Source organism: Stenotrophomonas sp. STEN240, from assembly GCF_056756175.1.
Window position 1 is genome coordinate 153,499 of the sequence record NZ_JBRRBO010000003.1, and the last position, 12,413, is coordinate 165,911.

Consider the following 12,413-nt stretch of genomic DNA (forward strand, 5'->3'; position numbering starts at 1 on the left):
AGGGGAGGGTTGGGGAGGGGTGCAGTTGCTCTCGCCCCCGCTTCTCCCAACCAAACCCCATTCCCAGCTCCACGCTTCCTCGGAGATACCTCATGGAAATCCGTCCCATCCTCTCCACGCTGTCACGGCACAAGACAGCCGCCGCGCTGATCGTGCTGGAGATCGCGCTGAGCTGCGCCATCATCTGCAACGCACTGTTCATCGTCTCCCAGCGCATCGAGAACATGCAGCAGGCCAGCGGCATCGATGAAAGCCAGCTGATCGAAATCGGCCTCAGCGGTATCGGCAAGCAGGTCGATGGCGATGCACGCACGGTCGAGGACATTGCCTCGTTGCGCGGCATCGCCGGCGTTGAGAACGTTGCCATCATCAACCAGCTGCCGTTCCAGGGCGGTTCCTGGAACACCTCGTTGTCCGCCAGCCCCGAACCCGATGCGCAGTCGGTCAACGGCGCGCAGTACACCATCGGTGAGAACACGCTCAAGACCTTGGGCTTGAAGTTGACTGCCGGACGTGACTTCAACGCCGACGAGTACATGAGCAATGACACCCTGGAGAAAGAGCAGAACCTTGAAGCCATGAAGTTCTCGGTGATCCTCACCGAATCGATGGCCAAGAAACTGTTCCCGGATGGTGCCGCCGTTGGCAAGACCTTGTACATGGCCAACATCCCGATGACTGTCGTCGGTGTGGTGCAGACCCTGCTGCGGCCCAACAACCAGAACGGCAACCGCACCGATTCGCTGATGTTCCCGATCCGCATGAACTACGCCAACGGCGGCCGCTTCGTCATCCGCGTGACCGATCCTGCGCGCCGCGCTGAAGTGCTGAAGCAGGCAGTGGCAGCATTGGAAAAGAACGATCCCAATCGTTTGATCTACAGCAAGCAGACCGTCGAAGAGAAGCGCGCCAAGTACTTCGCCGACGACCGCGACATGATCGGCCTGCTGCTGATCGTCAGCGGCCTGCTGTTGCTGGTCACCGCATTGGGCATCATCGGCCTGGCCAGCTTCTGGGTGCAGCAGCGCACCAAGCAGATCGGTATCCGCCGCGCACTGGGCGCTACCCGCGCACAGATCCTGCGCTACTTCCAGACAGAGAACTTCCTGCTGGCCGGCATCGGCATCGTGGTCGGCATGTTGCTGGCCTACCTGCTCAACCAGTGGCTGATGGGCCGTTACGAGCTGCCGCGCTTGCCGCTGCTGTATCTGCCGGTAGGTGCGGTGCTGCTGTGGCTGCTGGGCCAGATCGCGGTGTTCGGCCCGGCCCGCAAGGCGGCATCGATTCCACCGGCAGTGGCAACACGCAGCGCCTGATCATCTGGCTCAAGGAGTGGGCATGTTCGGCTATTACCTGCAACTGGCATGGCGCGGCTTCGGCCGCAACAAGGTGCTGACCACCTTGATGGTGCTGACCATCGCAGTAGGTATCGGCGCGACCATGACCACCCTTGGCCTGTACTTCGTGCTGTCGGGCGATCCGATTCCGCACAAGAGCAAGCAATTGTTCTATCCGCAGCTGGAACCGCGCAGCATGGGCAAGGACGCCCGGCTGGAATCGGATCCACTGGAGCAGATGACCCGCTACGATGCCGAAGAACTGTTGCGGCAGAAGCGCGGTGATCGCCAGGCAGCGATGAGCGCCGGCTCGGTGACGGTGCTGCCCAGCGGCAACACCGCGCAGCCGTTCCGGGCGATGGCGCGCTACACCTCGGCAGACTTTTTCCCAATGTTCGAAGTGCCGCTGGCTGCCGGCAACGCCTGGGGTGCAGCCGATGACGATGGACGTGCGCTGGTTGCGGTCATCGACCGCAAGCTGGCACGGCGCCTGTACGGCACAGAGCAGGTCATCGGCAAGGAACTACGGCTTCCACAGGGTGTGTTCCGGGTGATCGGGCTGCTGGGCGACTGGAAGCCGGCGCCCCGCTTCTACGACCTGACCAGCCAGCGCTATGGCGGTGACGAGCAGATTCTGCTGCCCTTCTCCACCTCGCGCGCATTGAAGCTTGATACCCAGGGCAGCATGAATTGCTGGGGCAACAGCGATGCCGATGAAGGCAATCGCGGCCTCACCGCACCTTGTGCCTGGGTGCAGTACTGGGTGCAGCTGGACACGCCGGGCAAAGCCCGTGATTACCTGAAATACCTGGCCGACTATTCCGATACCCAGCGCGCCAGTGGCCGCTTTGAACGGCCCACCAATGTGCGCCTGCACGACGTGATGGGCTGGCTGGACTTCAATCGCATCGTGCCCAACGACGTGCGCCTGCAGATGTGGCTGGCCTTCGGCTTCCTGCTGGTGTGCATGATCAATACGGTCAGCCTGCTGCTGGCAAAGTTCCTGCGCCGCAGCGGCGAGATCGGCATACGCCGATCGCTGGGCGCATCGCGTGCGGACATCTTCAAGCAATGCCTCACCGAGGCCGGCTTCATCGGCCTGGCCGGCGGGGTGCTGGGTGTGGGCTTTGCAGCAATGGGCCTGTGGTTGATCCGCCAGCAGCCGGACGAATACGCACAACTGGCGCAGATGGATGTCACCACCTTGTGGATGAGCTTTGTGCTGGCCATCGGTGTGAGCCTGGTTGCAGGACTGCTGCCGGCCTGGCGGGCAATGCGTATCCCTCCCGCGCTGCAGCTCAAGAGCCAATGACGCAGCGCCATTGAAGCCCCCAACCACCACTGGCTGCCGCCATGGAGAATCCCTTTGGACATCCGCCCCATCCTGTCGATAATGTCACGGCACAAGATCGCCGCACTGCTGGTGGTGCTTGAGATCGCGATCAGCTGCGCCATCATCTGCAATGCGGTGTTCATCATCAGCAACCGTATCGCCCAGATCCAGCAGCACAGCGGCGTGGCCGAGGACGAACTGGTCTATCTGGCCACCAGCAGCCTGCTGCCGGACGTCAACTACGACGCCTTGCGCAAGCAGGACCTCGCCGCACTTGCTGCCATCCCCGAAGTGAAGGCGGCCAGCAGCATCAACCAGATCCCCTATGGCAGCAACGTCTGGGGCTCGGGCATACGCCTGCAGCCGGACCAGACGCGGCCCACCGTGCATGCCTCCAATTACATGGACGACGGCCAGTTGCTGCCCACCTTCGGCCTGCAGCTGCGCGAAGGCCGTAGTTTCAATCCTGAGGACTATCTGGAGAACAGCGCCTTCGCCGGTGGCGACGCCAACCCCATTGTGCCCAGCGTGTTGTTGAGCCATTCGCTGGCCAGGACGCTGTTTCCCGATGGCAATGCCGTGGGCAGCAACATCTACGTCTGGGGCAGCAAGCCGACCCAGGTAGTCGGCGTGATCGACGACCTGTTGGCACCGGGCGACAGCAACGAGTTCAGCGGCCGCTTCGACACCATGGTGTTCCCGATCCGGGTCTCCAACGGCGCCTACGCCCTGCGCACCAGCCCCGGGCAGCGCGAGGCCGTGCTGAAGGCGGCCATTGCCGCCCTCAACAAGGCAGACCCCAACCGCATCATCGAAGAACAGGGAACGCTGGCGCAGATGCGCGACAACTATCACCACCGCGACCGCTCGGTGATATGGCTGCTGCTGGCCGTGTGCATCGCGCTGCTTGCGGTAACCGCTTTCGGCATCATCGGCCTTGCCAGCTTCTGGGTGCAGCAGCGCACCCGCCAGATCGGCATCCGCCGTGCGCTGGGTGCTACCCGCAGCCACATCCTGCGGTATTTCCAACTGGAAAACCTGCTGTTGAGCAGCGCCGGCATCGTCCTTGGGCTGGTCCTGGCCTACGCACTGAACCTGCTGCTGATGGCCCAGTACGAGCTGCCGCGTCTGCCATTGATGTACCTGCCCATCGCAGCGGTATTGCTGTTGTTGCTGGGGCAGATTGCCGTGCTGGGTCCCGCACGGCGCGCAGCATCGGTGCCACCTGCCGTCGCCACCCGTGCGGCCTGATCCTCTTCCACTGCGTTACGGAGTTGCCTTGATGAATACCAAGCTGTTGTGCCTGCTGCTGATGCTGTCCCCGTTGCTGGCAGTACCGGCGCACGCCGCCGATGCCGACAACGCCAGCCTCCACGACACCATCGCCGCGCTGGACCACGGCATGTTCGACAGCTTCAACCACTGCAGCGATCCCGCGCAGTTCGAGAAGCACGCAGGCTATTTCGACCCGGCGGTGGAGTTCTACCACGACACTGGTGGCGTCACCTGGACCCGCGAGGCGATGCTCGCCAATACCCGCAAACATGTCTGCGGCAACTACACCCGGCAGCTGTTGCCGGGCACGCTGGAAGTGTTCCCGATCAAGGATTTCGGTGCGATCGCTCGCGGCCAGCACCGCTTCTGCAACCTCAAGGGCGAACACTGCGACGGCCTGGCCGACTTCGTCATCATCTGGCGCCTGCGCGATGGCCAATGGCAGGCCACGCGGGTATTGAGTTATGCACACCGTGCGGCGGCAGGACCAACGCCATGAACTACACGCTGGAAACCGGCCTGCGCGGCTGCATCCGCCACCCCAGGACAATGGCGTTGGTGGTGGTCACGCTGGCTTTGGGCCTGGCCTCGGTGATGACCATGCTCACCCTGTTGTCGGTGCTGGCGGCCGATCCGCTGCCCGGCGTCAGCCAGAACCTGTACCTGGCCTGGGCCGACTCGCGCCAGGCCGCCAAAAGCGGCGAGAGCGAGAGCTACGGCGACGGCTCACCCGTGCCGCCGCTGTGGAAGCTGGCCGACGTGCAGGCCATGCGTCAGCTGCGCCCGGATGTGGCACAGACCGCCTTGCTGAGTGCACCGGTCACCGCCAGCAACACCGACAACACGCTCAGCAAGAATGTTTCGGCAACACTGGCAATCGGGCCGATGCTGCCGATGTTCGGCGTACCGCTGCGCTACGGCCGGTTCTGGACCGCAGAAGAAGAGGCCGCGCGCACCCCGGTGGTGGTGATCAGCCGCGCGCTCAGCGAGCACCTGCTCGGCCGCGAGGACGGCACTGGCGCGGAAATCCGCCTCGGCAAGCACAACTTCCGCGTGATCGGCATCAGCGAGCGCTGGGCGCCGCGTCCGCGCCCGCACTTCCTGCCGTCCTACAACGCAGGCTGGGAGGGTGACGGCGATGAGTTGTTCGCCCCCGCCGAAGCCGCATTGGCATCCGGCACGGAGATCACCAGCACCCGCATCTGCGATGGCAATGGCTTTGGCGGTTTCCGCTTCGATCAGATCGACACCCAGCAATGCCGCTGGCTGGTGTTGTGGGCCGAGCTGAAAGACAGCGCGCAACGTGACAGCTATATGCAGAGCCTGCAGAGCTTTGCCGCCGACCGCCACGCCGCCGGCATCTTCGCGCGTGCGCCCAGTACCCGCCTGCAATCAATGGCGCAGTGGCTGCACTTCAACCGGGTGGTCCCGGACAGCGTGCGGCTGAATCTGTGGCTTGCGCTTGGCCTGCTGGTGTTATGCCTGGTCAACGTCGCCGGCCTGCTCGCAGCACGTTTCCTGCGCCGCGCCGGTGAGCACGGCGTGCGTCGTGTGCTCGGCGCCCCGCGCCGCGCGATCATTGCCACCTGCATGGTCGAATCGACCTTGGCCGGCTTGCTGGGCGGGCTGATTGCATTGCCGTTGACGCTGGCCGGCCTGTGGCTGATGCGGCAACAGGGCGAGGCCTACTCATCACTGGCCCGCTTGAGCCCCACATTGTTTGCCGGCCTGCTGTTGATGGCGGTCATCACCGGCGTGGTGGTCGGGCTGCTGCCGGCCATCCGCGCCGCCCGCCAGGAACCTGCGCTGCAGGTCAAAACCCTTTGAACGAGGCCATCGCATGAATCCGCTGCTCTCCTCCATGCGCCGCCAGCCGTTGATGCCCTGGCTGATCGTGCTGCAGATCACCGTGGCCTGCGCCATCCTCTGCAATACCTTGTTCCTGCTCGCGCAGCAGGCCGGCCCGCTGTTGATCGACGACGGCATCGCCGACAAGGAGGTGATCATCATCGACCAGATAGTGCGCCCGGACGGCAACTGGAGCGCCGCGCAGGGCAGCGCAGGTGCTGCTGCCTTGGCGCATATCCCTGGCGTGAAGCATGCAACCGCAGTGGTCGGCGCGCCGATGCGCGAGACCCTGACCATGGTCTACGACCTCAAATCGCATACCGGCGCCAGCGCGATGGTCAGCGGCTTCATCGGCAACCAGCTGATCGATACGCTGGGCCTGCGGCTCAGCCGTGGCCGCGACTTCACGGACAACGAATACAGCGACCTGCAGATGGGTGATGACGGCAACGCCGCCACCACGCCCATCATCATCACCGAAGCGCTGGGCAGGGCTTTGTTCGAAGGCAATCCGGTCGGGCAGCCGCTGACCTCCGGCGATGGCGGCAGCCACTACGTGGTGGTCGGCGTGGTTGCGCACCTGTTGCGCTACCAGCTCAGCGAACTGGACGATGGCAAGGCCGAGTACGCCATCCTGTTGCCACGCCGTCCCGCCGGGCTGCCGCTGCTCAGCTTCGTGCTGCGCACCGACGCGGATCAACGCGACGCGGTGATCAAGGCCGTACCGGGCGTGCTGCAGTCCACGTATGCCGGGCAGATGGCCAAGAGTTTCAACCCGGTCGTATCCAGCTACGAGCAGCTGCGCAGCAATGGCCTGCGCAACCGCCGCGCTGCGGTATGGCTGCTGCTCACGGTGAACCTGGTGGTGGCGACCATCACCTTGATCGGCATCGCCAGCCTCAGCGGCTATTGGATACAACAGCGCACCCGCCAGATCGGCATCCGCCGTGCGCTGGGTGCCACCCGCATGCAGGTGATGCGCCACTTCCTCGCCGAAAACCTGTTGCTGACCAGCGCCGGGCTGGTGATGGGACTGGTGCTGGCACTGGTGATCAACCAATGGCTGATGCAGCATTACGAGCTGCCGCGGCTGCCGTGGGCCTACCTGCTGGTCGCCGGCGGCCTGATGCTGCTGCTCGGCCAGCTGGCGGTCACCGCGCCCGCGCGGCGTGCCGCGCAGTTGCCGCCTGCCAGCGCGACCCGCAGCGTGTAATGTGCTGACTCCAGCAGGCCACCACCGCCCTTTCATCTTCTTCTGCGACAACTGATGCCACAGATCCTGATCATCGACGACAACACTGCCGTGGCCACTGCGCTGGACGTGCTGTTTTCCCTGCACGACATCGACACCCGCCATGCCATCTCGCCCGAGCTGGGCCTGGCGATGCTGGCCGAGCACGAGTTCGACCTGGTCCTGCAGGACATGAACTTCACCGCCGACACCACCTCCGGCGAGGAGGGCCAGGATCTGTTCCGGCGCATCCGCCAGGCCCACCCGGACCTGCCGGTGATCCTGCTTACCGCCTGGACCCACCTGGACAGCGCGGTGGAACTGGTCAAAGCCGGTGCCGCCGACTATCTGGCCAAGCCCTGGGATGACGGTCGTCTGTTGACCACCGTCAACAACCTGCTGGAACTGGCCGAAGCGCGCCGCGAGCTGGCCCGCCGCCGCGCCCGCGAGCTGCGCCATCAGCAGGCCCTGCATGATCGCTACGACCTGCGCGGCGTGGTGTTTGCCGACCCCGCCAGCGAACGCATCATCGCCCTGGCCTGCCAGGTGGCGCGATCGGAGTTGCCGGTATTGATCACCGGCCCCAACGGCGCCGGCAAGGAGAAGATCGCCGAGATCATCCAGGCCAACTCGGCGCACAGCAAAGGGCCGTTCGTCGCACTCAACTGCGGTGCCATTCCGTCCGAGCTGATCGAAGCCGAACTGTTCGGCACCGAGGCCGGTGCCTATACCGGCGCCAACAAGGCGCGCGAAGGCAAATTCGAGGCGGCCGACGGTGGCACATTGTTCCTGGATGAAATCGGCAACCTGTCGCTGACCGGGCAGATGAAACTGCTGCGGGTACTGGAAACCGGGCGCTTTGAACGGCTGGGTTCCAACCGCGAGCGACAGGTGAAAGTGCGCGTGGTCAGCGCCACCAATGCCGACCTGCCGGCGATGATCCGCGCCGGCAGCTTCCGCGAAGATCTCTACTACCGGCTCAACACCGTCGAACTGAGCCTGCCGCCGCTGGCCGAGCGCCGCGAGGACATCCTGCCGCTGGCGCAGTACTTCCTCGCCGACGGCAAGCCGCTGTCGGCGCCTGCGCTGCAGGCCCTGCAACGCCACAACTGGCCAGGCAACGTGCGCGAACTGCGCAACGTCATCCAACGTGCCGCCCTGCTCGCACAGGGCCCGCGCATCGAGGTTGCCGACCTGAACCTGCCACGTGCACCAGCCCGCTCCACCGCACCGGCGGACGAGCCTGATCGCGCGCATATCGTCACTGCACTGGAACGGGCCGGCGGCGTCATCGCCCAGGCTGCCGCCGAGCTGGGGCTGAGCCGGCAGGCGCTTTACCGGCGCATGGATCGCCACGGCATCCCGCGCGAGTGAGCACATCCCTGTGAAAACGCGCTCCTTCACCTTCACCCTGTTTCTGCGGCTGCTGCCGGTGCTGGCCCTGGCGGCGGCCTTGCCGTGGTTCCTGGCGTATTGGATGGACCGTGGCTGGGTGGTGGCGGGCGTGTCCACCGTCATCCTGCTTGCACTCATGTGGTGGGCTTTGCGCCGCGCCACCGCACCGATCCGCTCACTGCTGCGGGCGCTGGCCGGCACCACCAGCAGCTACCGCGATGGCGAGTTCAACTTTGGTGTGCACTGGCGCGGCAATGATGAATTCGCACAGCTGGTGCAGGCCCACGCCGAGCTCGGCGATGTGCTGCGCGAACAGCGGCAATCGCTGGTGCAGCGCGAGTTGCTGCTGGACACCATGGTGCAGAACACGCCGGTGGCGATGCTGCTGCTCACCGATGGCGGCGATGGCGTGCAGCGCGTGACCTTCTCCAACACCGCCGCGCGCAAGCTGCTGCACGGCGGCTGGAAGCTGGAAGGCCAGCGCATGCACGAGTTGCTGGAAAACATGCCGATCGAGCTGCGCAACGCCATCGCTCGCGGCGGCGACAGCCTGTTCGCGGTACGTGACCCGGATGCAGCCGAAGACGATGACGATGACGATGACGAGCAGATCTATCACCTGTCGCGTCGCGCCTTCCATTTGAACGGCCGCCCGCATGAACTACTGCTGCTGCGCCTGCTCACCGCCGAGCTGCGCCGCCAGGAAGTGCAGACCTGGAAAAAGGTGATCCGGGTGATCAGCCATGAGCTGAACAACTCACTGGCACCGATCGCCTCGCTGGCGCATTCCGGTGCGGAGCTGGTACGACGTGGCCGTTATGACCGGCTGGAAGACATCTTCGGTACGGTGGAAGAACGCGCGCGCCACCTGGAAGGTTTCATTCGCGGTTATGCCCGTTTTGCCAAGCTGCCGCAGCCGCAGTTGCAGACCGTCGCCTGGAGCCAGTTCCTGCAGGGCCTGCAGCAGCAGATCAACTTCCGCATGGCACCGATGGTGGATGAGCAGTACAGCCGCCTGGATCAATCGCAGTTCTCGCAGGCAATGCTGAACCTGCTGAAGAATGCGCACGAAGCCGGCGCCGACAATGGCGCAGCGGATGAATCGGTGGAAGTGCGGATCGCACGGCTGCCCAACTGGCTGCGCATCGAAGTGTTGGATCGCGGCAGCGGCATGAACGAAGCCGTGCTGCAGAACGCGTTGATGCCGTTCTATTCGACCAAGCGCAACGGTACCGGCCTGGGGTTGGCCTTGACCCGCGAGATCATCGAAGCACACGGCGGGCGCATTTCATTGCAGAACCGCAAGGACGGCGGCCTGTGCGTGGCGATACTGCTGCCGCATGACTGAAAGCCACCGTTTTGTAGGAGCGGCGTAAGCCGCGAAGCTGACATCGCATCAGCGCTTGTTATAGCGGGGATCTGAAAATGCCCCGACTTCGCGGCTGACGCCGCTCCTACAAAAGCTGTCGCCGCTCCCACAAGAAACGATTTGCGGCTATTCCAAGGCTCGCTGCATGGCCAAACGCAGCTCCATCGGGAAGCCTGCCGCTGCCTCTGCCGCCATCACCTCGCGCATGCCCGCGCTCCAGTCCGGCGATGGCCACTCGCGGAAACCCTCGCTGGCATAGAAAGGCGCATTCCACGCAACGTCGCTCAGGGTGCTCAGCACCGCACGCTGATGGCCACGCGCCCTGCCCTGCTCCAGTGCATGCCGCAGCAATGCCCGGCCCAAACCTTTGCGCCCATGTTCCGGCGCAACATCCATCTGCTGGATGTGGAAATCAGCCTCAAGAACACCCGCCATCAGGTAACCAGCCAGTTCGTGCTCGCTGGTAATCACCCACAGCATTCCTTGCTGCCATGCCTGCTCAAACAACTGCGGGTCGGTCGGGCTGACAGCAAATATCTGCGCAGCCGGATGTCCTTGCAGGCGTTCAGCGGCGCGTGCTTCGATCCGCGGCAACAGCGCGAGTTCGTCGCGCTGCGCCCGCCGTGGCTCAGGACTTTTTGACAGGGCGCACCCAGCCTTCAATGGTCTGCTGCCGGGTGCGCGCTACCGTCAGCTTGCCCTCCGGCGCATTACGCGTGATCACCGAGCCCGCACCAATCGTGGCGCCATCCTCGATGGTCAGCGGCGCTACCAGCGAACTATTGGAACCGATGAAAACCTTGTCGCCTATCGTAGTCTGGAACTTGTTCACGCCGTCGTAGTTGCAGGTGATGGTGCCGGCGCCGATGTTGGTGCCGCTGCCGATAACCGCATCGCCCAGGTAGGTCAGGTGGTTGGCCTTGCTGCCCTTGCCCAGCGTGACCTTCTTGGTCTCAACGAAGTTGCCCACGTGCACGCCATCGGCCAGCACCGTACCCGGACGCAGCCGTGCAAATGGCCCGATCTGTGCCGCGCCCTCGCTGACCACGCCTTCCAGATCGCAATGCGGTCGCACTTCGGTGCCCGCACCCAGCTTGACGTCCTTCAAACGCACGAAGGCGCCGATGCTGACGCCATCGCCCAGCTCGACCTCGCCTTCCAGAATCACGTTGGCATCGATCTGCACGTCGCGGCCAACCGTGACCGTGCCGCGCTGATCGAAGCGCGATGGGTCCAGCAGACGCGCGCCCTGCTCGCACAGCGCCTTGGCCGCACGCAGCTGCCAGGCACGTTCCAGCTGCGACAGCTGCCACGGGTCATTCGCACCCTCGGCGTCCTGCGCGTCGCTTACCAGCACCAGCTCAGCGGCCGCGTACTCATCTGCAGCGGAGGCAAAGATGTCGGTCAGGTAGTACTCGCCTTGCGCATTGCGATTGGACAGCCCCGACAGCCAGCGCCGCAGAGCCGTCGATTCGGCGGTGATGATGCCGGTGTTCACCGTGCGGATGCGCTTCTGCTCATCGCTGGCATCCTTCTGCTCAACGATAGCCGCAACCCTGCCCTCGGCATCACGGACAATCCGGCCGTAGCCATTCGGGTCATCCAGCTCAGCCACCAGCACCGCCAGGCGCGGGCCGTCTTTCAACAACGCGCTCAAGGTCTGCGCGCGCATCAACGGCACGTCGCCATACAGCACCAGCACCTGCGCGGTATCAGGAACCTGTGGCATGGCCTGCTGCACGGCATGGCCGGTACCCAGCTGCTGGCTCTGCTCAGCCCAAAGCAGGTCCGGTTGATCAGCGAAGGCGGCACGCACGGCTTCACCACCGTGCCCATAAACCACATGGATGCCGGCCGGCTGCAATTGACGCGCTGTCTCGATCACATGGGCCAACATCGGCCGCCCGGCGATAGGCTGCAGCACCTTGGGCAGCAGCGATTTCATGCGCTTGCCGGCACCGGCAGCGAGGATGATGATGTGCAGCGGCTGGGTCATGCCTACAACTTCCTTCGAGAGTCTCTGGATTCTAAGCGCAAGGGGTTAGCATTGCAGGCCGTCACTCAAGCCTGCACAACCATGAGCCTGTTCCGCCAGGGCAGCCAATACATCGCCATTGGCCTGCTGCAGCTGGTGCTGGACTGGGGCGTGTTTGTTGCCGCCACCGCGCTGGGACTGCAGGTAGCACCGGGCAACCTGCTGGGCCGGGTCAGCGGCGCCCTGCTCGGCTTCTGGCTCAATGGGCGCTATACCTTTGCCGCGCAGGGCGAGCACCGCCACGGCTGGAAGCGCTTTGCCCGCTTCCTGGTGCTATGGCTGCTGATGACCGTGATCAGCACCTGGTTGATCGACTGGGTGGCCCAGTCCTTGGGTCTTCAGTATGCGTGGCTGGCGAAGCCGCTGGTGGAGGCCGGCCTGGCTGGAGTGACTTTCCTGTTGCTGCGGCATGTGGTCTACCGCTGAACCGAGGTTGTAGTGCGAGCCATGCTCGGCAGAGGCTCTACCGAGAAAGCCCCAGCACAGCATTACTGCGCCCAGCAGCATGCCGTTCCCCGCGAACGCGGCACCTGTAGTGCCGAGCCATGCTCGGCAGAGGCTCTACCGGTGAAGCCCCTGCCGAGCATGGC

At 64.4% G+C, this 12,413-nt stretch carries 11 protein-coding genes; 9 read left to right on the forward strand and 2 right to left on the reverse strand.

The annotated features are described in order from the left end of the window. Positions 1-92: 92 nt before the first annotated feature. From ACVOKO_RS02570 to ACVOKO_RS02605, 8 genes are read left to right on the forward strand one after another with little or no spacing between them, the layout of a single operon-like run. Positions 93-1,316: an ABC transporter permease gene (locus tag ACVOKO_RS02570; protein ID WP_346496967.1), complete on the forward strand. Its 1,224-nt coding sequence runs from the start codon at positions 93-95 to the stop codon at positions 1,314-1,316. A gap of 22 nt (positions 1,317-1,338) precedes the next feature. Next, positions 1,339-2,649, forward strand: coding sequence for an ABC transporter permease (locus tag ACVOKO_RS02575; protein WP_346496969.1), 1,311 nt, complete (start codon positions 1,339-1,341; stop codon positions 2,647-2,649). A gap of 54 nt (positions 2,650-2,703) precedes the next feature. Next, positions 2,704-3,921 carry an ABC transporter permease gene (locus ACVOKO_RS02580; protein ID WP_346496971.1) on the forward strand — a complete coding sequence of 406 codons (1,218 nt, stop codon included), beginning with the start codon at positions 2,704-2,706 and terminating at the stop codon, positions 3,919-3,921. Between the two features lie 31 nt (positions 3,922-3,952). Beyond that, positions 3,953-4,444, forward strand: coding sequence for a nuclear transport factor 2 family protein (locus tag ACVOKO_RS02585; protein ID WP_346496973.1), 492 nt, complete (start codon positions 3,953-3,955; stop codon positions 4,442-4,444). Further along, on the forward strand, positions 4,441-5,772 hold the full coding sequence (locus ACVOKO_RS02590; RefSeq protein ID WP_346496975.1) for an ABC transporter permease: 1,332 nt from the start codon (positions 4,441-4,443) through the stop codon (positions 5,770-5,772). The genes ACVOKO_RS02585 and ACVOKO_RS02590 overlap by 4 nt, the downstream gene beginning before the upstream one ends. Positions 5,773-5,785: 13 nt before the next feature. Continuing rightward, the gene (locus tag ACVOKO_RS02595) at positions 5,786-7,006 is read left to right on the forward strand and encodes an ABC transporter permease (protein WP_346496977.1); all 1,221 of its coding nucleotides are present in this window, start codon (positions 5,786-5,788) and stop codon (positions 7,004-7,006) included. Positions 7,007-7,060: 54 nt separating this feature from the next. Next, positions 7,061-8,398, forward strand: coding sequence for a sigma-54-dependent transcriptional regulator (locus tag ACVOKO_RS02600; RefSeq protein ID WP_430980696.1), 1,338 nt, complete (start codon positions 7,061-7,063; stop codon positions 8,396-8,398). Positions 8,399-8,408: 10 nt separating this feature from the next. Continuing rightward, positions 8,409-9,767: a sensor histidine kinase gene (locus ACVOKO_RS02605; protein ID WP_346496979.1), complete on the forward strand. Its 1,359-nt coding sequence runs from the start codon at positions 8,409-8,411 to the stop codon at positions 9,765-9,767. A 147-nt stretch (positions 9,768-9,914) separates the two neighbouring features. Here ACVOKO_RS02605 and ACVOKO_RS02610 read toward each other — a convergent pair whose 3' ends face one another. Further along, positions 9,915-10,382 carry a GNAT family N-acetyltransferase gene (locus ACVOKO_RS02610; protein WP_346496981.1) on the reverse strand — a complete coding sequence of 156 codons (468 nt, stop codon included), beginning with the start codon at positions 10,380-10,382 and terminating at the stop codon, positions 9,915-9,917. Between the two features lie 34 nt (positions 10,383-10,416). Further along, complete coding sequence (glmU, locus tag ACVOKO_RS02615; RefSeq protein WP_346496983.1) at positions 10,417-11,784, reverse strand: bifunctional UDP-N-acetylglucosamine diphosphorylase/glucosamine-1-phosphate N-acetyltransferase GlmU; 1,368 nt, start codon at positions 11,782-11,784, stop codon at positions 10,417-10,419. An 81-nt stretch (positions 11,785-11,865) separates the two neighbouring features. On the opposite strand from glmU, the gene ACVOKO_RS02620 reads away from it, so the two are divergent. Then, positions 11,866-12,249 (forward strand): GtrA family protein, encoded by a 384-nt coding sequence (locus tag ACVOKO_RS02620; protein WP_346496985.1) that lies wholly within the window; start codon positions 11,866-11,868, stop codon positions 12,247-12,249. The last annotated feature ends 164 nt before the right edge of the window (positions 12,250-12,413 follow it).